This is a genomic window from Pseudomonas sp. NFPP28, assembly GCF_900115535.1.
GTDB lineage: Bacteria > Pseudomonadota > Gammaproteobacteria > Pseudomonadales > Pseudomonadaceae > Aquipseudomonas > Aquipseudomonas extremorientalis.
The window spans coordinates 168,298-189,704 of sequence record NZ_FOWT01000006.1; the positions used below are offsets into that span (position 1 = coordinate 168,298).

Consider the following 21,407-nt stretch of genomic DNA (forward strand, 5'->3'; position numbering starts at 1 on the left):
CTCCCACATTGAAACGCATTTCAAATGTGGGAGGAGGCTTGCCCCCGATGAGGCCCGAAAGGCCTGCACAGCAATCAACTGAAGGAACCCACCATGCAAGACTGGCAACACTCGGTGATCTACCAGATCTACCCCAAAAGCTTCCACAGCCACGCGGGTAACGCCACCGGTGACCTGCTGGGCATCGTGGACAAGCTCGACTACCTCAAGTGGCTGGGCGTGGACTGCCTGTGGATCACCCCATTCCTGCGCTCGCCGCAACGCGACAACGGCTACGACATCAGCGACTACTACGCCATCGACCCCAGCTACGGGACCATGGCCGACTGCGACCTGCTGATCAGCGAAGCGGCCAAGCGCGGCATCAAGCTGATGCTCGACATTGTGGTCAACCACACCTCCATCGAGCACGAATGGTTCCAGCAGGCACGCAGCAGCCTGGACAATCCGTACCGCGACTTCTACATCTGGCGCGACCAGCCGAACAACTGGGAGTCCAAGTTCGGCGGCTCGGCCTGGGAATACGAGGCGCAAACCGGCCAGTACTTCCTGCACCTGTTCGACCACACCCAGGCCGACCTGAATTGGGACAACCCCAAGGTGCGCGCCGAGGTGTTCAAGCTGATGCGCTTCTGGCGCGACAAGGGCGTGGGCGGTTTCCGCCTGGATGTGATCAACCTGATCTCCAAGCCCGCCGATTTCCCCGAGGACACCAGCGACGGCCGCCGTTTCTACACCGACGGCCCGAACGTGCATGAATACCTGCAGGAAATGCACCGCGAAGTCTTCGAGGGACATGACCTGATCAATGTCGGCGAGATGTCGTCCACCAGCCTCGAGCACTGCATTCGCTACTCCAATCCCGCGTCGAAAGAACTGTCGATGACCTTCAACTTTCATCACCTGAAAGTCGATTACCCGAACCTGCAGAAGTGGGTGAAGGCTGACTTCGACTTCCTGCAGCTCAAGCAGATCTTCTCTGACTGGCAGCTGGGCATGCAGGCCGGTGGCGGCTGGAACGCGCTGTTCTGGTGCAACCACGACCAGCCGCGGGTGGTCTCGCGTTTCGGCAATGACGGTGAACATCGCGTGGTTTCGGCCAAGATGCTCGCCACCGCGCTGCACTTTCTCCAGGGCACGCCGTATGTGTACCAGGGCGAAGAACTGGGCATGACCAATCCGGGCTTTGACCGGATCGAACAGTACCGCGATGTGGAGACCCTGAACATCTTCCGACTCAAGCGTGATGCGGGGGAATCCGAGGCGTCGAGCATGGCGGCGATCATGCAGAAGTCCCGCGATAACGGCCGTACGCCGATGCAGTGGAATGCCGACAGGAATGCCGGTTTCAGCAGCGGAGAACCCTGGATCGGCATTCCGGCCAATGCCTCCATCATCAACGTCGAAAGCCAACGGGATGACCCCGAGTCCGTGCTGCATCACTACCGCGCATTGATTGCGTTGCGCCGTCATGAACCGCTGATCCAGGAAGGTATTTATCGCGAGCTGCTGCAAGGCCACTCGCAAGTCTGGGCGTACCTGCGCGAAGGCCATGGCGAACGCCTGCTGGTGCTGAACAACTTCTACGGCACGCCCTGCGAAATCCAACTGCCGGACAACGTGATCAACCAGGCGACTGAACAACGCCTGCTGATCAGTAACTACCCCGACTGCCCGGCGCGAACGGGCACGGTTGCATTACGCCCTTACGAATCGTTCGTGCTGCACCTCAAGGACTGAGACCCGCTGTAACCCCGTGTGGGAGCACGGGGCGCTGCAAAAAACATAATAAAAATATCGGAGTGCTTTATGAAAACAACAATAAAGCTGGGCCTCGTTGCGTCTTGTCTAAGCCTGCCTCTTGGCGTTCAAGCCTTGGAATTTGCGGGTTACGTGCGCAGTGGCGCGGGGACGTCGACGGGCAGTGGCCCACAGCAGTGTTTCCAATTACCCGGGGCGCAAACCAAATACCGTCTGGGCAACGAGTGCGAGCAGTACGCCGAACTGGAGTTGCGCCAGGACCTGCTCACCCTCGACGACGGCTCGGTGCTCAGCGTCGATGCCATGGCATCGCTCTACAACAAGTACGACCGCGCGCTGAAGTTCCAGGGCGAAAACAACGGCACCGCGCGCATGCCGCAGATGTATGCGCAGTGGTCCAACCTGCCAGCCCTTAATGGCGGTTCGCTGTGGGCCGGCCGGCGTTACTACAAACGTAACGACATCCATATCTCTGACTTCTACTACTGGAACCAGAGCGCCACGGGCGGTGGTATCGAGGACGTGCTGATCGGCGACCTCAAGTACAGCTATGCCATTTCCCGCAAGGACAACCTGTACCAGAAGGAATACGCCACCCGTCACGACTTCAACGTCGCGGGCTTCAAGACCAACCCTGGCGGCGAGCTGGAACTGGGCCTGAGCTACATCGAAAAAGCCGGCGGGCGCGACACCAACAGCGGTTGGGCGCTCACCGCGCAGCACGTGCAAAAACCTTTCCTGGGCGGCAAGAACAAGTTCGCCTTGCAGTACGGCGAAGGCCCCGGCACCGGCCTGGGTTACACCGGCAATACCTTGCTGGACAAGAGCAGCAAAAGTTACCGCGCCGTGGAGTTTTTCGATTGGCAGGTGACCCCGCGTTTCGGTGGGCAGATCGAAGCGGTATACCAGAAGGATATTCGTCCGGGCAGCCAGGACCAGACCTGGATGTCCCTCGGTGTGCGTCCGGCGTACGCCATCAGCGAACAGTTCAAACTGGTCGCCGAGCTTGGGCATGATCAGGTCGAGGCTACGGGCGGGACGCGCAAACTGAGCAAATTCACCTTCGCTCCGACCTGGTCGCCCAAAGGCCCGGATTTCTGGGCGCGGCCGGAGGTGCGCTTGTACTACACCTATGCCACCTGGAACGAAGCGGCCAAACGTGCGGCGAATGAATTGGCGGCGGGGTCGGCGTTGTCCGATACCGGCTCGTATGGCACGGCGCGGCATGGGTCGAACGTTGGTGTGCAGGTTGAGTATTGGTGGAAGTGACCCTTCCTCCGCTCAATGATATCTACGGAACAAAACAACAGGTGAAGTCATGACCACAACTCAACCCCTGGAATTACTGGCGCCCTTGTCGGGTGTGCTGCTGGCGCTGGACAAGGTGCCCGACCCGGTCTTCTCCAGCCGCCTGATCGGCGATGGCCTGTGCATCGACCCCACGTCGCAGACCCTCTGCGCGCCATTGGCCGGGACGATCAGCAATATCCAGGACAGTGGTCATGCCGTCAGCATCACCGACGACAACGGCGTCCAGGTGCTCATGCACATTGGCCTGGACACTGTGAACCTGGCGGGCAAGGGCTTCACCCGGTTGGTGCAGGAAGGCCAGCGGGTGGAGACCGGGCAGCCGTTGATCGAATTCGATGCCGACTACGTGGCGCTCCATGCGCGCAGTCTGCTGACCTTGATGCTGGTGGTCAGCGGCGAGCCGTTCAGCGTGTTGGCCACCGATGGTGTGGAGGTCGGCCAGCCGTTGCTGCAGTTATCCCCCGGTGAAGCCGTTGGCGCAGTGGACGAGGAGGAGGGCGATGCGCTGTTCTCCAAGCCGTTGACCTTACCCAATGCCAACGGTTTGCACGCCCGGCCGGCGGCGGTGTTCGCCCAGGCGGCGAAGGGGTTCAAGGCGAGCATCTACCTGCACAAGCAAACCCAGAGCGCCAACGCCAAGTCGCTGGTGGCAATCATGGCGTTGCAAACGGTACGGGGCGACAGCTTGCAGGTGAGCGCAGCAGGGCAAGATGCCGAAGAGGCGATCAAGGCGCTGGTGGCCTTGTTGGCTGAAGGTTGTGGCGAGGTAATTGCGAGCGTTGCCGAGCCCGTCGAAATTCAGTCGTCGGCGACCGTGCTGCGGGGCGTGTGTGCATCGCCGGGTTCGGCGTTTGGCCAGGTTGTTCAAGTGACTGAGCCTGAACTGACCATCACTGAGCAAGGCACGGGGGAAGCCACCGAACGTGCTGCCTTGGCGCGTGGCCTGCTGGCTGCCACTGAGGCATTGCAGGCGTTACGGGACAAGGCTGCCGGCAGTGCCCAGGCCGAGATTTTCCGCGCTCACCAAGAATTGCTCGAAGACCCGACCTTGCTGGAACAAGCCCACCGTTTGTTGGCGGAGGGCAAGAGCGCCGCGTTTGCCTGGAACAGTGCCACGCTCGCGACCGTCAAGCTATTCCAGGGGCTGGGCAACGCGCTGATCGCCGAGCGCGCGGCAGACCTGGCCGATGTCGGCAAGCGTGTGCTGAAACTGATCCTGGGTATTCAGGACAACGGCTGGGACTTGCCGGAGCGCGCGATCCTGATCGCCGAGCAATTGACCCCTTCGCAGACGGCCAGCCTGGATACCCGCAAAGTGCTGGGGTTCGTCACCGTTGGCGGCGGCGCGACCAGTCATGTCGCCATCCTTGCCCGCGCCCTCGGCCTACCGGCCATTTGCGGTGTTCCAACCGAGGTACTGGGGCTGGCCAATGGCAAACAGGTGTTGCTCGACGCCGACAAGGGCGAGCTGCACCTGGAGCCGGACCTGGCCGAAATCGAGCAACTGGACATTGCGCGCAAGCAACAGGCGCTCCGCCATCAGCGCGATGTGGCACAGGCGTCTTTGTCCGCCACCACCCGCGATGGCCATCACGTCGAAGTCACCGCCAACGTGGCCTCGTTGCAGGAGGTGGAGCAATCCCTGACCCTGGGTGGCGAAGGTGTCGGCCTTCTGCGCTCGGAATTCCTCTACCTGGATCGCAACCGTGCGCCAGGCCCCGATGAACAAGCGGCCACCTACACCGCCATCGCCCGTGCCCTGGGCACCGAGCGCAACCTGGTGGTGCGCACCCTGGACGTCGGCGGCGACAAGCCGTTGGCCTATGTGCCGATGGACGCCGAAACCAACCCGTTCCTCGGCCTGCGCGGTATCCGCCTGTGCCTGGAGCGTCCTGAGCTGCTGCGCGAACAATTCCGTGCGATCCTCGCCAGCGCAGGTTTTGCGCGGCTGCACATCATGTTGCCGATGGTCAGCCTGCTGTCGGAGCTGCACCTGGCCCGCAGGATGCTTGAAGAGGAAGCACTGGCGCTGGGGCTTACCGAGCTGCCGAAGCTGGGCATCATGATAGAAGTGCCGTCCGCCGCGCTGATGGCGGATGTGTTCGCGCCCCATGTGGACTTTTTCTCCATCGGCACCAACGACCTGACCCAATACACCCTGGCCATGGACCGCGACCACCCGCGCCTGGCCAACCAGGCCGATAGTTTCCACCCGGCGGTGCTGCGCCTGATCGCCACCACGGTCAAGGCCGCCCATGCCCATGGCAAGTGGGTGGGGGTGTGCGGTGCGCTGGCTTCCGAAGTGCTGGCCGTGCCGGTGCTGATCGGGCTGGGCGTGGACGAGTTGTCGGTCAGCGTGCCGTTGATCCCCACCATCAAGGCCACCGTGCGCGAACTGGACCTGGCCGACTGCCAGATCATCGCCCGTCAGGTACTGGGCCTGGAAGAAGCCGCCCAGGTGCGTGAGGCCTTGCGCCAATATCACGCAGCCACCGTTGAAACCTCACCTGTCATGGAGCTTTGAGCATGTTCGAGAAATTACAGCGGGCGTTCTGGAAAGCCCTGACGCCGGATTTGATTGCCGAGACCGTAGCAACACCGACGCAGAGTCTATTGCCGGCCGAAGTAATCAGCGCGTTGGGCGGCGCGGACAACCTCAAAACGCAGCAGCGTGTGGCGCTGACGCGGGTGCGGGTGCAGTTGCAGGATGCGGGGCGGTTGGATGAGGTGGCGTTGAAGGCGGCCGGTGTCGCAGGGGTGATGGTGTTAACAGGCGGCGTAGTCCATCTGCTCACCGGTCTCTAATCCAAATAGAGATCAAAATGTGGGAGGGGGCTTGCCCCCGATTGCAATGTATCTGTCAGCTTATTTGTAGCTGACACACCGCTATCGGGGTGCAAGCCCCCTCCCACTGGGTTTTGCTGTGTTCTTACAACTGTGGGTTGTCTTCCGGCGGCTTGGTCTTGTCGATACCCGGCACATGCAAGTTGCCTTCGACCACCTGGTTGCCCTCCAGCTGCGGCTGGGTCACCCAGGTGAGGATGTCGTAGTAACGCCGGATGTTTGCCACAAAGTGCACCGGCTCACCGCCTCGCGCATAGCCGTAGCGGGTCTTGCTGTACCACTGCTTCTGCGACAGGCGCGGCAGCATCTTTTTCACATCCAGCCACTTGTTCGGGTTCAGGCCTTCGCGCTTGGCCAGCGTGCGCGCATCCTCCAGGTGGCCGGTGCCAACGTTGTAGGCGGCGAGGGCGAACCAGGTGCGATCCTGTTCGGCGATGCTGTCGTCCAGTTCATCCTTGATCTTGGCCAGGTATTTGGCGCCGCCCATGATGCTTTGCTTGGGATCCAGGCGGTTGGACACGCCCATGGCCTGGGCGGTGTTCTGGGTCAGCATCATCAGGCCACGCACGCCGGTCTTGGAGGTGACGGCCGGCTGCCACAGCGATTCCTGATAGCCGATGGCGGCCAGCAGGCGCCAATCGACCTTTTCTTCCTTGGCATAGGCGCGGAAGTGTTTCTCGTACTTGGGTAAACGCTGCTGCAGATGCTGGGCGAAGGTGTAGGCACCCACATAGCCGAGCACGTCGACGTGCCCGTAGTAGCGGTCTTTCAGACGCTGCAACGTGCCGTTCTTCTCGACTTTATCCAGGTAACTGTTGATCTCGTTGAGCAGGCTGTTGTCATCACCGGCAGCGACAGCCCAGCTCTGGTTGCTGGCGTCGCCCAGGTCGAACGCCACGCGTACGTTGGGGAAGTACACCTGGTTCATCGCCACTTCGTTGGAGTCCACCAGGGTCAGATCGATTTGCCCCTCGTCCACCATGCGCAGCAGGTCGACTACCTCAACGGCGTCGGATTCTTCGTATTCAATTGCAGGATTCTGCTTCTTCAGCGCCGCCAATTGTTCGGCGTGGGTGCTGCCCTTGAGCACCATGATCTTCTTGCCCACCAGGTCCGCCGCGTTCGTCGGGCGGGACTGGCCATTGCGGTAGATGATCTGCGGAGTGACTTCCAGGTAAGGGTGGGAGAAACGTACCTGCGCCTTGCGCTGTTCGCTGCTGACCAGGCCGGCGGCGGCGAGGACCGGGCCGTTGGGTTTGCCCAACTGGCCGAACAGGTCGTCGAGGTTGTCGGCGGTCTCGATCTCCAGCTTCACGCCCAGGTCGTCGGCGAAGCGCTTGACCAGTTCGTACTCGAAACCGGTTTCACCGTTGCGGTCCTGGAAATAAGTCGCCGGGCTGTTCCGGGTGATCACCCGCAAGACGCCATCCTCCTTGATTCGCTCGAGCGTGCTGGGTTTATCAACACAGGCGCTGAGCATCAGGAAGAGTCCGGTGGCGATGAGCCATTTGGCGCATCGCGGTCGCAAAGCCGTTGGGGAGAACATCTGCGCAGTATACGCAAACGGCCCACGGCGCCATATCTCGACAGCGTGGGCGTTGTCTGCTAGCGCCGGCAAAACTGTGCTGCAACCCGCAGAAACGCGGCTTGGCGAGGGATTGTGACGGTTAAAATAACTGCGCCGAATGCCCCTCATGACCCGGCGAAAGGGGTGCAATCCGGCCAACTGACGTTCGGCGGCAGCCACCGGTAGCGTTTCGGGTGCCGTTGGCGGCGGTTTACGCTAGAATGCACGGCCTCAAAGCACACCCCCTTCCCGAGGCTGTCCCGAAGATGTTGATCCTGCGCGGCGCTCCTGCCCTTTCTGCCTTTCGCCACAGCAAGCTCCTTGAGCAACTGAGCCAGAAGGTTCCAGCTGTTACAGGCCTGTACGCTGAATTTGCTCACTTCGCCGACGTTACCGGCGTGTTGAACGCCGACGAACAGCAAGTGCTCGCACGCCTTCTGAAGTACGGCCCAAGCGTTCCGGTCCAAGAGCCTGATGGCCGCTTGTTCCTGGTGCTGCCACGGTTCGGCACCATCTCGCCCTGGTCGAGCAAGGCCAGCGATATCGCCCGTAACTGCGGCCTGGAGAAAATCCAGCGTCTGGAGCGTGGTATCGCTTTCTACGTCGCGGGCCAGTTCAGCGATGCCGACGCCGAGCTGATCGCCAGCAGCCTGCACGACCGCATGACCCAGATCATCGTCAGCCAGCTGGAACAGGCTGCCGGCCTGTTCAGCCATGCCGAGCCCAAGCCGCTGACCGCGATTGACGTGCTCGGCGGTGGCCGCGCCGCCCTCGAGAAGGCCAACACCGAGCTGGGCCTGGCCCTGGCCGAAGACGAGATCGACTACCTGGTCAACGCCTTCAACGGCTTGAAGCGCAACCCGCACGACATCGAACTGATGATGTTCGCCCAGGCCAACTCCGAGCACTGCCGTCACAAGATCTTCAACGCCAGCTGGGACATCGACGGCGAAAGCCAGGAAAAAAGCCTGTTCGGCATGATCAAGAACACCTACGTGATGCACAGCGAAGGGGTTCTTTCTGCTTATAAGGACAACGCCTCGGTGATCGTCGGCTCCGTCGCCGGCCGTTTCTTCCCGGACCCTGAGACCCGCCAGTACGGCGCGGTCCAGGAGCCGGTGCACATCCTGATGAAGGTCGAGACCCACAACCACCCGACCGCGATTGCCCCGTTCCCGGGCGCAGCCACCGGTTCCGGCGGCGAAATTCGCGACGAAGGTGCTACCGGTCGCGGCGCCAAGCCCAAGGCGGGCCTCACCGGTTTCACCGTGTCCAACCTGCAGATCCCGGGTTTCGAACAGCCGTGGGAAGTGCCGTACGGCAAGCCTGAGCGCATCGTCACCGCGCTGGACATCATGATCGAAGGCCCGCTGGGCGGCGCTGCGTTCAACAACGAATTCGGGCGTCCGGCGCTGACCGGTTACTTCCGGACCTTCGAACAATCCATCACCACCCCGCGTGGCGATGAAGTGCGCGGCTACCACAAGCCGATCATGTTGGCCGGCGGCATGGGCAACATCCGTGAAGAACACGTCAAGAAAGGCGAGATCCTGGTCGGCTCCAAGCTGATCGTGCTCGGCGGCCCGGCGATGCTGATCGGCCTCGGCGGCGGCGCGGCGTCCTCCATGGCCACCGGCACCAGCTCGGCAGACCTGGACTTCGCTTCGGTACAGCGCGAAAACCCGGAGATGGAACGCCGCTGCCAGGAAGTCATCGACCGTTGCTGGCAGTTGGGTGACAAGAACCCGATCAGCTTCATCCACGACGTCGGCGCGGGCGGTTTGTCCAATGCCTTCCCGGAACTGGTCAACGATGGCGACCGGGGTGGCCGCTTCGAACTGCGCAACATTCCAAACGACGAGCCGGGCATGGCCCCGCACGAAATCTGGAGCAACGAATCCCAGGAACGCTACGTACTGGCGGTTGGCGCAGAAGACTTCGCGCGCTTCCAGGCCATCTGCGAACGCGAGCGCTGCCCGTTTGCCGTGGTCGGCGAAGCCACTGCCGAACCGCAGCTTACCGTCACCGACAGCCACTTCGGCAACAGCCCGGTGGACATGCCGCTTGAAGTGCTGCTGGGCAAAGCCCCGCGCATGCACCGTTCGGCGGTACGTGAAGCCGAGCTGGGCGATGACTTCGACCCAAGCCAACTTGAACTGGCCGACAGCATCGAACGCGTGCTGCACCACCCGGCCGTGGCGAGCAAGAGCTTCCTGATCACCATCGGCGACCGCACCATCACCGGCCTTGTGGCACGTGACCAGATGGTCGGCCCGTGGCAAGTGCCGGTGGCTGACGTTGCCGTCACCGCCACCAGCTTCGACGTCTACACCGGTGAAGCCATGGCCATGGGCGAACGTACGCCGCTGGCCCTGCTGGATGCGCCGGCGTCAGGCCGCATGGCAATCGGTGAAACCCTCACCAACATCGCGGCGTCGCGCATCGGCAAGCTGTCCGACATCAAGCTGTCGGCCAACTGGATGTCCGCTGCCGGCCACCCGGGTGAAGATGCGCGCCTGTACGACACCGTCAAGGCGGTCGGCATGGAACTGTGCCCTGAGCTGGGCATCACCATTCCGGTGGGCAAGGACTCCATGTCCATGGCCACCCGTTGGAACGAAGACGGCGTCGACAAGACAGTCACCTCGCCGCTGTCGCTGATCGTCACCGGTTTTGCACCGGTTACCGACATCCGCCAGACCCTGACCCCGCAACTGCGCATGGACAAGGGCACCACCGACCTGATCCTGATCGACCTGGGCCGTGGCCAGAACCGCATGGGCGCGTCGATCCTGGCGCAGACCCATGGCAAGCTCGGCAAGCAGGCTCCGGACGTCGATGACGCCGAAGACCTCAAAGCCTTTTTTGCCGTGATCCAGGGCCTCAACGCCGACGGTCACCTGCTGGCTTACCACGACCGTTCCGATGGTGGCTTGCTGACCAGCGTTGTCGAGATGGCCTTCGCCGGTCACTGCGGCCTGAATATCGTGCTCGACAGCGTTGCCGAGGATGCGTCCGAGATCAACGGCATCCTGTTCAACGAAGAGCTGGGCGCAGTGATCCAGGTTCGCCAGGACGCGACCCCGGACGTACTCGCCCAATTCAGCGCCGCTGGCCTGGACGACTGCGTGGCGGTGATCGGCCAGCCGATCAACAACGGCGAGATCAACATCTCGTTCAATGGCGACACGGTGTTTGCCGGCCAGCGCCGCTTGCTGCAACGCCAGTGGGCCGAGACCAGCTACCAGATCCAACGCCTGCGTGACAACGCCGACTGCGCCGAGCAGGAATTCGACGTGATCCTGGAAGAAGACAACCCGGGCCTGAGCACCAAGCTCAGCTTCGACGTCAACCAGGACATCGCCGCGCCTTACATCAAGAAAGGCATTCGTCCACAAGTTGCCGTACTGCGTGAGCAGGGCGTCAACGGCCAGGTGGAAATGGCGGCGGCGTTCGATCGCGCTGGCTTCAATGCGATCGACGTGCACATGAGCGACATCCTCGCCGGTCGCGTTGACCTCAACGAGTTCAAGGGCCTGGTGGCCTGCGGCGGTTTCTCCTACGGCGACGTGCTGGGTGCCGGTGAAGGCTGGGCCAAGTCGGCCCTGTTCAACAGCCGTGCGCGCGATGCGTTCCAGGGCTTCTTCGAGCGCAACGACAGCTTCACCCTGGGTGTGTGCAACGGTTGCCAGATGATGTCCAACCTCAGCGAACTGATCCCAGGCAGCGAGTTCTGGCCGCACTTTGTACGCAACCGTTCCGAGCAGTTCGAAGCCCGTGTTGCCATGGTGCAGGTGCAGGAGTCCAACTCGATCTTCCTGCAAGGCATGGCCGGTTCGCGCATGCCGATCGCCATTGCCCACGGTGAAGGCCATGCCGAGTTCGCCAGTGAAGAAGCGTTGCTTGAAGCTGACCTGTCCGGCACCGTCGCCCTGCGTTTCGTCGACAACCACGGCAAGGTCACCGAGACCTACCCGGCCAACCCGAACGGCTCGCCGCGCGGGATCACCGGCCTTACCAGCCGCGACGGTCGCGTGACCATCATGATGCCGCACCCGGAGCGTGTATTCCGCGCCGTGCAGAACTCGTGGCGTCCGGAAGAGTGGAACGAAGACGGCGCCTGGATGCGCATGTTCCGCAACGCCCGCGTGTGGGTGAACTAAGGCCGTGTACAAGCTCAGCTTCTTCGTGCCCGACAGCCACGTGGAGACGGTGAAAACCGCTGTCTTCGCAGCGGGTGGCGGGCGCATCGGCAACTACGACAGCTGCGCCTGGCAAGTGCTGGGCCAGGGCCAATTCCGCGCGTTGGACGGCAGTCAGCCGTTTATCGGGCAGGTGGGCCAGGTTGAAGTGGTTGAAGAGTGGAAGGTTGAGCTGGTGGTGGCGGATGAGTTGATTGTGGCGGTTGTGGCTGCGTTGAAACTCAGTCACCCCTACGAGACACCGGCGTATGAGGTGTGGCAGTTGGCGGATTTTTGATTCGCACGCTGCAAAAACAAGAAACCCGCTGGGCCAGTTTGGCCAGCGGGTTTTTTGTCGGCTGTCAGGGCCTCATCGCGGGCAAGCCCGGCTCCCACATCTTGAATGTATTCACAGATAAAAATGTGGGAGCCGGGCTTGCCCGCGATGGGGGCTGTTCAGGCCAAGATTTGTTAGGCCCCAGCCCCAATCTGGCGACCGCTGACCAACCGCTCCAACGCGTCACCCAAGCCCGACGCTTTGTCACCAATCAACAAATGCCAAACACCGCTTTCCAGCTGGCTCACACCCTGGCAACCCAGAGCAGTCAGGTCAGCTTCAGACAACTCCGAGTCATCCCCTAACTCCACTCGCAACCGCGTCATCGCCACCGCTTCCAACTGGCGAACATTACCTCGGCCACCCAAGGCATTCAGCCATTTCTCAGCCTCTTGCACATTCACTGATACGGGCTTATCCACAGGCGCCGGTTGCACGGGCGCACTGGCAACAAACGAAGGCATGGCCAACCGAATCTCATCGGCAATGCTGTCTGCCATCGGCCCGACCACCACCTGCAAACTGCCGCCGTTACCTGGCCGTACGACCGCCATGGCACCCAGCGCTTTCAACTCCGCATCCACCGCCTTGTTGCGATCCACCATGTCCAACCGCAAGCGCGTGGTGCAGGCGCCGACACTCAGCAAATTCTGCGCACCACCCAAGGCCTGGATGTAGGCCGTGGCGCGCTGGTTATCTGTCATCACCTCAGCCTGCACCACCTGGATATCTTCCCGCCCTGGCGTCTTCAGGTTGAAACGACGAATGCAGTAGTTGAACACGCTGTAGTAGATCAGCGCATACGCCAACCCCACCGGGAACACCAACCAGCCGTTGGTGGACTTGCCCCAACCCAGCACCATGTCGATAAACCCACCGGAGAAGGTAAAGCCCAGGTGGATATTCAGCATATTGGTGACCGCCATCGACAGGCCGGTCAGCACCGCATGGATCAGGTACAAAAACGGCGCGAGGAACATGAAGGCGAATTCAATCGGCTCGGTCACCCCGGTCAGAAACGACGTCAGCGCCATCGACAGGAAAATCCCGCCCATCACTTTGCGCCGCTCCGGCAGTGCATTGCGGTACATCGCCAAACACGCAGCCGGCAGGCCAAACAGCATCACCGGGAACATGCCGGTCATGAACTGGCCGCCTTTGGGGTCGCCAGCAAAATAACGGGTCAGGTCGCCGGTCACCACGGCACCGGTCACCGGGTCGGTAAAGGTGCCGAACACGAACCACGCCATGTTGTTGAGGATATGGTGCAGGCCGGTGACGATCAGCAGGCGGTTGAACACGCCAAACACGAAGGCGCCCAGGCTGCCGCTTTCCATCAGCAGCACACCGAAGCTGTTGATGCCGTGCTGGATCGGCGGCCAGATCAGGCCGAAGATCACACCCAGCGCGACCGCCGAGAACCCCGTGACAATCGGTACGAACCTTCGCCCACCAAAAAACGCGAGGTACTCCGGCAGCTTGATGTCCTTGAAGCGGTTATACAGCGCGCCTGCCATCAGGCCGCTGGCGATACCGGCAAGCATGCCCATGTTGATGGTCGCGTCCATCACCTTGAGCGTGGAAACCATCACCAGGTAACCAATCGCACCCGCCAAACCCGCCGTGCCGTTGTTGTCGCGGGCGAAACCCACGGCGATGCCGATGGCAAAGATCAGCGCCAGGTTGGCGAAGATCGCCTGCCCGGCGTCGTGCATCACCGCGATGTTCAAAAGATCGGTGTCGCCCAGGCGCAGCAACAGGCCGGCGATCGGCAGGATCGCGATCGGTAGCATCAGTGCACGGCCCAGGCGTTGCAGGCCTTCGATGAAATGTTGGTACATGGCGAGTCTCCTTTTTTCTTGTTGTTGTCAGCTCAGCGGCCAGTGGTATTGACAGGCTTGGCGAACGGCCTGGGCGCTGCTCAGGTCGAGCAGGCCCTGGCTCAGTTGCCGGCATTGCGCCGCGTCCAGGTGGCGGACGCGGTCCTTGATTTCTCCGATCTGCGGCGGGCTCACCGACAGCTCGCTGACCCCCAGGCCGACCAGTACCGGCGTGGCCAGCGGGTCGGAGGCGAGGGCGCCGCAGACCCCAACCCAGCGCCCGTGTTTCGCCGCGCCTGCGCAGGTCTGGGCGATCAGCCGCAGCAGCGCCGGGTGCAGCGCATCGACGCGCGCGGCGAGGCCGGCGTGGTCGCGGTCCATGGCCAGGGTGTACTGGGACAGGTCATTGGTGCCGATGGACAGGAAGTCGGCATGTTTGGCCAACTGCTCGGCCATCAGCGCGGCGGCGGGCACTTCGATCATCACGCCCAGTTCGGGGCGCTGGGTCAGTTCCAGCTCGGCGCACAACTCGTCCAGGCGCTGGCGAATCTGCAACAACTCATCCACTTCGCTGACCATCGGCAGCAGGATGCGGCAGCGTTCCAGCGGGCTGACTTGCAGCAGCGCCCGCAGTTGCTGGTCGAGCAGTTCCGGGCGTACCTGGGCCATGCGGATACCGCGCAGGCCCAGCACCGGGTTGGCCTCGACCGGCAGTGGCAGGTAGTCGAGCTGCTTGTCGCCACCTACGTCGATGGTGCGGATGATCACCGACTTGTCGCCCATGGCATCCAGCACGGCCTGGTAGGCCTGGCGTTGTTCCTGTTCGTCCGGCGCGGTGCGGCGGTCGACGAAGAGAAACTCGGTGCGCAGCAGGCCGACGCCATCGGCGCCATTTTCAAACGCCACCAAGGCTTCGGCGCTGGAGGCAACATTCGCGGCAACTTCGATGCTCACGCCATCGGCGGTGCGTGCCGGCTGCCGGGCCTGGGCCTGTTGTTGCTGGCGCCGCAGTTTCTGCGTATCGCGAATCTGGTGTACTTCGGCGTGGCGCGCATCGCTGGGCGCCAGTTCCAGGCGGCCGTTGGCAGCGTCGAGGACCACGCGTTGGCCCTGGGGCACATCGAGGACTTCGGCGCCCAGCGCGACCACACAGGGCAAGCCTTTACCACGGGCCAAAATAGCCACATGGGAGGTGGCACCGCCTTCGGCCATGCAGATGCCTGCGGCATTTTGCGCGCTCAGTTGCAGCAGGTCGGACGGGGTGAGTTCGTGGGCGCTGACAATCGCCCCTGCGGGCAATTCGAAGTGCCAGGTTTCACCCAGCAATGCGCGCAGTACCCGTTGCTGCAAATCCCGCAGATCATTGGCGCGTTCGGCAAACAGCGGTTTGCCAAGGGCCAGCAACACGGCGCATTGCGCCTGGATCGCATCGCGCCAGGCATGGGTGGCGGCACTGCCGTGCTCGATGGCGCCGGTGGCGGCGTCCAGCAGGGTCGGGTCTTCCAGCAGGGCGAGGTGGGCGGCGAAGATGTCTTCTTCCTCGACGTTCTTGCGTTGGCGCGCATGATCCAGGGTGCTGCGGATTTCGCTGCGCACCTGCTCCAGGGCGGCATCCAGGCGTTGCAGTTGCTCGTCGGCAGCATGCTTGCCGGTGTCTGCCGGCAGTTCGATACCGGTCAGGCGGAACAATGGCCCGCAGACCAGGCCCGGCGCGGCACACACGCCTTGCAACACACCCACTTCGGTATTGACCCGACGGGGCGCGGCTGCCACCGGGGTGTGGTGTTCTTCCTTGACGACGGCTGACAAGGCCGCGATCACTGCCTGCACCGCCGCTTCGGCATCCTTGCCGCGACAGCTCACACGCACCTCATCCCCTTCACCGATACCCAGGCCCAGTAAACCGATCAGGCTGTCACACGAGGCGGTTTTATTGCCAAAGTGCAGCGAGGCCTGGCTGCTGAAACCCTGCGCAGCCTTGCGCACCAACGCCGCCGGGCGGGCATGTAAACCACCGCGATGGGTGATGCGTACGCGGGCGCTGGCTTCACCCGCCGAGTTATCCACAGGCGTCGACACCGACGCTGCCGAACGCGCCACGATCTGCAACAACGGCTCGCCGACCTTGACCGTTCTAGCCGCCACCGAGCGCAACTCGAAGCGCTCGCCATTGGTCAGGATGATCAGGCTGACCAGGCTCTTGCACTGGCGTGCAATGCGGTCCAGCTCAAACTGCACCAGCGCCTGGCCCTTGCTTACCCGCGCGCCATCCTTCACCAGCAAGGCGAAGCCTTCGCCGTTCAGTTCCACCGTATCGATGCCCACATGCATCAACACCTCGGCACCGTTGTCAGCGCGGATCGTCAGTGCATGCCCGGTGCGGGCGACGTGGATGATCACGCCGTCACAGGGTGCATGCAGGCAGTCATTCAACGGGTCGATGGCAATGCCGTCGCCCATGGCGCCGCTGGCGAACACTTCGTCGGGAACGTTGCCCAGGGCCAGCACCGGTCCGCTGAGGGGGGCGCTGAGGGTCAGGTCATTATTGTTGTTGGACATGGGCACGGTACTCATCAGGAAAACGCGACTCAGTGAGTGCGGGTAACTTTGCTCAGGTGACGCGGCTGGTCCGGGTCCATGCCCCGGGCTTCGGCCAAACCTGCCGCCATCACGTAGAAACTCTGGATCGCCAGGATCGGGTCCAGGGTCGGATGTTCGGCGCGGCTCAGGGTCAGGTCACGCTCGGCGATATCGTCCGGCGCAGCCAGCAACACGCGGGCACCGCGTTGACGCATGTCGGCGGCCAGGCTCAACAGGCCGGCTTGCTCGGCGCCGCGCGGGGCGAACACCAGCAGGGGGTAGTTGTCGCCAATCAGTGCCATCGGCCCGTGACGTACCTCGGCGCTGCTGAAGGCTTCGGCCTGGATCGCCGAGGTTTCCTTGAGCTTGAGCGCCGCTTCCTGAGCGATGGCAAAACCGGCGCCTCGACCGATCACCATCAGTTGCTGGCAGTCGCGCAGGGCGTCGATGGCGACCGTCCAGTCCTGCCTGGCGGCGGCACGCAGTTCGTCCGGCAAGGCGCGGCAGGCTTGCAGCAAGTCGGCTTCCTGGTTCCAGTGGCCGATCAGCAGCGCGCTGGCACTCAGTGTGGCGATAAAACTTTTGGTGGCGGCGACGCTTTGCTCCGGCCCGGCGCAGAGCGGCACGTGGAATTCGCAGGCGGCTTCCAGCGGTGAGTCTTCAGCGTTGACCAGCGAAATGCTCAGGGCGCCGCGTTTGCGCAGCAGGCGCAAGCTGTTGACCAGGTCCGGGCTTTGCCCCGACTGCGAGAAACCGAACGCCACTTGGCCGCTGACTTTCAACGGGGCTTGCAGCAGGGTCACCACCGACATTGGCAACGACGCCACCGGGATGCCCACGTGCTGCATGGCCAGGTAGGCGAAGTAGCTGGCGGCGTGATCCGAGCTGCCGCGGGCGATGGTCATCGCCACTTGCGGCGGCTGGCGGCGCAGGCGGCCGGCGACTTCTTCCAGCAGTGGGTCCAGGCGTTGCAATTGCGCCGACACGGCGTCGCAGGAGGCCAGGGCCTCTTCAAGCATTTTTGAAGTCAATGGTTTCTCCTTCGACCATTACGTCGGTGAGTGTCAGGGAGCGGTCCAGGCGCACGCAGTCGGCAAAACTGCCGGGTTGCAGGCGGCCGCGCTCTTCCAGGCCCAGGTAGTCCGCAGGAAATTGCGACAGGCGTTGTGAGGCTTCGCTGACGGGCAGGCCGATCTTCACCAGGTTGCGCAGCGCCTGGTCCATGGTCAGCGTGCTGCCGGCCAGGGTGCCGTCGGCCAGGCGCACGCCGCCCAGGCATTTGGTCACGGTGTGGCTGCCCAGCTTGTATTCGCCATCCGGCATGCCGGCGGCGGCAGTGGAGTCGGTGACGCAGTACAGGCATGGGATCGAACGCAGCGCCACGCGCATGGCGCCGGGGTGCACATGCAGCAAATCCGGGATCAATTCGGCGTACTTGGCGTGGGCCAGTGCGGCGCCGACGATGCCGGGCTCGCGGTGATGCAGCGGGCTCATGGCGTTGTACAAATGGGTGAAGCTGGTGGCGCCGGCAGCGAGGGCGGCGACGCCTTCTTCATAGCTGCCCAGGGTATGGCCGATCTGCATGCGCACGCCGCGTTCGCTGAGGGCGCGGATCAGGCCGTCATGCCCGGCGATTTCCGGGGCGATGGTGATCACGCGGATCGGCGCCAGGCGCAGATAGGCTTCCACTTCGGCCATCAATGCGGTGTGGGCAAAGTTGGGTTGGGCGCCGAGTTTTCCCGGATTGATGTAAGGCCCTTCCAGGTGCACACCCAGTACGCGGGCGCTGCCCTTCGGACGCCGTTCGCAGAAGGTGCCGAGCTGACCGAGTACGCTTGAGATTTCATCCACCGGCGCAGTCATGGTCGTAGCCAGCAGAGAAGTCGTACCGAAACGCACGTGGGTGCGGGTGATGGTCTCGAAGGCATCGCTGCCTTCCATGATGTCCTTGCCACCGCCGCCGTGGACGTGCAGGTCGATAAAACCCGGCAGCAGGTAGGGCAGGTCGTTGTCAGTCGGGTCGCAAGGGGTGCCTTCGATGGCGATCACCTTGCCGTGCTGATGCACCAGGCGGCCGCGAATCCAGCCGCTGGGCGTGAGGATGTTGTCTTCGGACATGGGCAGTTCTCTAGAGTCGCAGTTCAGCGGAGTAGTCATGGCGGCGCAGCTCTGCGACGAAGTCGTAGTAGTCGTTGCGGCAGTAGGTGTCGGTGATTTCGATCGGTGTGTTGTCGGCGGTGTAGCCGACCCGGGTCATCAGCAGCATCGCGGTGCCGGGGGCGATGCCCACCAGCGCGGCGAACTCGTCGGAAGCGTTGATCGCCTGCACATGCTGCAGGGCGCGCACGATGGGTTTGCCGATGCTTTCGAGGTATTCGTACAGCGAATTGCCAATGCCTTGCGGGTGCGGCAGTACCGAGGCGGGCAGGGTGCTCATTTCAATCGCCATCACCGTGTCATCCGCCTTACGCAAGCGTTTGAGGCGTGCCACTTTATCGGCGGGCGAAAGGCCCAGGCGGATCATCTCTTCGTGGGTCGGCTGGGTCAGTTCTCGTTCCAGCCATTGGGAGCTGGGCACGAAACCCTTGAGCCGCAGCATCTCGCTGAACCCCGAAAGGCGCGACAGCGGCTGTTCCAAGCGTGGCGATATATAGGTGCCGGAGCCTTGATTACGGCGGATCAGCCCTTGGGCAAACAACACTTCCAGCGCCTTGCGAGCGGTGACTCGCGAGATGCTCAATTGCTCGCTGAGGACGCGCTCCGAGGGCAGGGCCTGTTCGGAGGTCCACTGGCCGGCATGGATCGCTGCTTCCAGTTTGCGCGCCAATTGCAGGTACAGCGGCGTGGATTGTTTATCGTCGGGGCGCAGGGCCAGGATGGGGTTCATCTGTCAGGTTTCCGATGCGGTTATTGGAGTGTTGTCGCCCGGTATTGGCCGGAAATTAATACCACTTAAATACCATGTCAATGCAGCTAAAACGGTGCAAGCAGCGGTTTAAAGGCTCCACAATGAGGCCTGGTATGAAGTGGTATTAGAGAGGTCTTTATCGCGCACAGAACGGCGCAGCCCGCAGGGGTGAACTGGTATTCACCGGCGGGCACAGAGGGGGGGCGGGATTTTTTTCGAATTATTTTACGAACGGTACGAGATTACGGACGAATCTCGATCAGGGTGCCGTCCTTGACCAGGTTCCACACTTCGCGCATGTCCACGTTGCGCATGCCGATGCAGCCGTCGGTCCAGTCCAGGGTATGGAACCACTGTTCCGGGTACTCTTCGCTGTCGGGCGTGCCGTGGATCATGATCATGCTGCCGGGCTTCACGCCTTCGCGGCGGGCGCGGGCGGCGTCGCTGATATTGGGGTAGGAGATGTGCATGGCCAGGTTGAAGCGGTCGCTGGTCTTGCGCCAGTCGATCCAGTACAGGCCCTCTGGCGTGCGGCGGTCACCCTCGATCAGCTTGTGGCCCTTGGGGTTCTTGCCCAGGGAAATGCGGTAGGTCTTGAGCGGCTTGCCGTCGTTGATCAACTGCAACTGATGGGCGGACTTGAGCACCAGGACCTTTTCGACGGTCTTGCCGCCCAGGGTTTCCACGGTCGAGGCGGATGACAGGGTCGCGAACGACAGGCAGATAAGGGCAAGCAGCCAACGCATTAAAACGGTATCCCTAGTCATGGAGCGGGCAACACCCGCGGCTCTACAGCCTCGCTGCGCACCGGGAAGGCCTGCTGCCGACGGTCAGCAAAAAAGTATTCGAGGGTACGCCCGACCGTGCGGAACGCCAGCTCGGACCAAGGGATGTCGGCTTCGTCGAACAACTGCACTTCCAGGCTTTCGGGGCCGGCGGCGAAGTCCAGGTCAAGCAGGTCGGCGCGGTAGAAAATATGCACCTGATTGATATGCGGCACGTCGATCAGGGTGTAGATGCTCAGGTTGTGCACGCGGGCGCAGGCTTCTTCCAGGGTTTCGCGCATGGCGGCCTGTTCCACGGTCTCGCCGTTTTCCATGAAGCCGGCGGGCAGCGTCCAGTAGCCCAGGCGCGGCTCGATGGCGCGGCGGCACAGCAGCACTTTATCGCCCCATACCGGCACGGTGCCGGCGACGATATTGGGGTTCTGGTAGTGGATGGTCGAGCAGTGATCACACACAAAGCGCAGGCGGCCGTCGCCTTCGGGGATGCGTTGGGTAACCGGTTTACCGCACTGGCTGCAGAAATTCATGCTGGGGTTCCTGGAAAGTGCGTCTATCTTGGCGTGACGGGCAGGGCGCTGCAACAAGTTGTCGTTTAGCGACACCGGGCGGGTTTTGGGGTTGGGCACCCGCGAGCTTTGGTGCATGATGCAAGGTAGCCAACAGACCGAGATGACTCATGCTGGACGAGCTACTTCGCCGGGTAAGCAACCACACCCCCCACACGCTTGAAACCGACGGGCGTTTCCCCGAGGCTGCGGTGCTGGTGCCGATTACCCGCAGTGACGAACCTGAGCTGATCCTGACCCTGCGCGCCAGTGGCCTGTCGACCCATGGTGGCGAAGTGGCCTTTCCGGGCGGGCGGCGCGACCCCGAAGACCCGGACCTGATCTTCACCGCGCTGCGCGAGGCCGAAGAAGAAATCGGCCTGCCGCCCGGGCTGGTCGAAGTGATCGGCCCGCTGAGCCCCTTGATCTCGCTGCATGGCATTCGGGTCACGCCGTATGTCGGCGTGATCCCCGATTACGTCGAGTACTTGGCCAACGATGCCGAGATTGCCGCGGTTTTCAGCGTGCCCTTGGACTTCTTCCGACAAGACCCACGCGAACATACCCACCGGATCGATTACCAGGGCCGCAGTTGGTACGTGCCCAGCTATCGGTTTGGCGAATACAAGATCTGGGGGCTGACGGCCATCATGATCGTCGAGCTGATCAATCTGCTCTATGACGATGCCAAGATCAGCCTGCACCAGCCACCCAAGAGCTTCATCAATACTTGAGCCATCGCTTGAATGGCAACGCCGTGAGGAAAAA

The 21,407-nt window shown here is 62.5% G+C and carries 15 protein-coding genes; 7 read left to right on the forward strand and 8 right to left on the reverse strand.

Annotated features, from left to right (window positions below; all coding sequences use genetic code 11):
• The first annotated feature begins 93 nt into the window (after positions 1–93).
• The 4 genes from treC to BM110_RS17245 all read left to right on the forward strand — a co-directional run bounded on the left by treC (position 94) and on the right by BM110_RS17245 (position 5,877).
• Positions 94–1,740 (forward strand): alpha,alpha-phosphotrehalase, encoded by a 1,647-nt coding sequence (gene treC, locus BM110_RS17230; protein ID WP_071489266.1) that lies wholly within the window; start codon positions 94–96, stop codon positions 1,738–1,740.
• Positions 1,741–1,809: 69 nt separating this feature from the next.
• Positions 1,810–3,030: a maltoporin gene (locus tag BM110_RS17235; protein ID WP_093513881.1), complete on the forward strand. Its 1,221-nt coding sequence runs from the start codon at positions 1,810–1,812 to the stop codon at positions 3,028–3,030.
• A gap of 49 nt (positions 3,031–3,079) precedes the next feature.
• The gene (ptsP, locus tag BM110_RS17240; RefSeq protein WP_093513882.1) at positions 3,080–5,596 is read left to right on the forward strand and encodes a phosphoenolpyruvate--protein phosphotransferase; all 2,517 of its coding nucleotides are present in this window, start codon (positions 3,080–3,082) and stop codon (positions 5,594–5,596) included.
• A 2-nt stretch (positions 5,597–5,598) separates the two neighbouring features.
• Complete coding sequence (locus tag BM110_RS17245) at positions 5,599–5,877, forward strand: PTS sugar transporter subunit IIB (protein ID WP_071489269.1); 279 nt, start codon at positions 5,599–5,601, stop codon at positions 5,875–5,877.
• A 124-nt stretch (positions 5,878–6,001) separates the two neighbouring features.
• Here BM110_RS17245 and mltF read toward each other — a convergent pair whose 3' ends face one another.
• On the reverse strand, positions 6,002–7,462 hold the full coding sequence (gene mltF, locus BM110_RS17250; protein ID WP_093513883.1) for a membrane-bound lytic murein transglycosylase MltF: 1,461 nt from the start codon (positions 7,460–7,462) through the stop codon (positions 6,002–6,004).
• Between the two features lie 287 nt (positions 7,463–7,749).
• Here mltF and purL point away from each other — a divergent pair, with 287 nt between their 5' ends.
• Together purL and BM110_RS17260 are read left to right on the forward strand one after the other, a co-directional pair.
• Entirely contained in the window at positions 7,750–11,646 is a 3,897-nt protein-coding gene (gene purL / locus BM110_RS17255; protein ID WP_093513884.1) for a phosphoribosylformylglycinamidine synthase, read from the forward strand.
• Positions 11,647–11,650: 4 nt separating this feature from the next.
• Positions 11,651–11,962 (forward strand): YqfO family protein, encoded by a 312-nt coding sequence (locus BM110_RS17260; protein ID WP_015885716.1) that lies wholly within the window; start codon positions 11,651–11,653, stop codon positions 11,960–11,962.
• A 173-nt stretch (positions 11,963–12,135) separates the two neighbouring features.
• Here BM110_RS17260 and nagE read toward each other — a convergent pair whose 3' ends face one another.
• The 7 genes from nagE to BM110_RS17295 form a co-directional block, all read right to left on the reverse strand.
• Positions 12,136–13,842 (reverse strand): N-acetylglucosamine-specific PTS transporter subunit IIBC, encoded by a 1,707-nt coding sequence (gene nagE / locus BM110_RS17265; RefSeq protein WP_093513885.1) that lies wholly within the window; start codon positions 13,840–13,842, stop codon positions 12,136–12,138.
• 27 nt (positions 13,843–13,869) lie between these two features.
• Entirely contained in the window at positions 13,870–16,380 is a 2,511-nt protein-coding gene (ptsP, locus tag BM110_RS17270; RefSeq protein ID WP_093513886.1) for a phosphoenolpyruvate--protein phosphotransferase, read from the reverse strand.
• Between the two features lie 29 nt (positions 16,381–16,409).
• Positions 16,410–17,432, reverse strand: a complete 1,023-nt coding sequence (locus tag BM110_RS17275; protein WP_092246726.1) for an SIS domain-containing protein — start codon at positions 17,430–17,432, stop codon at positions 16,410–16,412.
• Positions 17,413–18,519, reverse strand: a complete 1,107-nt coding sequence (gene nagA, locus BM110_RS17280; protein WP_093125034.1) for an N-acetylglucosamine-6-phosphate deacetylase — start codon at positions 18,517–18,519, stop codon at positions 17,413–17,415. Before nagA ends, BM110_RS17275 begins: the two co-directional genes overlap by 20 nt.
• 10 nt (positions 18,520–18,529) lie before the next feature.
• Positions 18,530–19,288 (reverse strand): GntR family transcriptional regulator, encoded by a 759-nt coding sequence (locus BM110_RS17285; protein ID WP_071489278.1) that lies wholly within the window; start codon positions 19,286–19,288, stop codon positions 18,530–18,532.
• Positions 19,289–19,551: 263 nt separating this feature from the next.
• Positions 19,552–20,055 (reverse strand): L,D-transpeptidase family protein, encoded by a 504-nt coding sequence (locus BM110_RS17290; RefSeq protein WP_071489279.1) that lies wholly within the window; start codon positions 20,053–20,055, stop codon positions 19,552–19,554.
• Positions 20,056–20,072: 17 nt separating this feature from the next.
• Positions 20,073–20,621: an NUDIX hydrolase gene (locus BM110_RS17295; protein WP_092246731.1), complete on the reverse strand. Its 549-nt coding sequence runs from the start codon at positions 20,619–20,621 to the stop codon at positions 20,073–20,075.
• A 149-nt stretch (positions 20,622–20,770) separates the two neighbouring features.
• On the opposite strand from BM110_RS17295, the gene BM110_RS17300 reads away from it, so the two are divergent.
• On the forward strand, positions 20,771–21,373 hold the full coding sequence (locus BM110_RS17300; protein ID WP_071489281.1) for a CoA pyrophosphatase: 603 nt from the start codon (positions 20,771–20,773) through the stop codon (positions 21,371–21,373).
• Positions 21,374–21,407 lie beyond the last annotated feature (34 nt).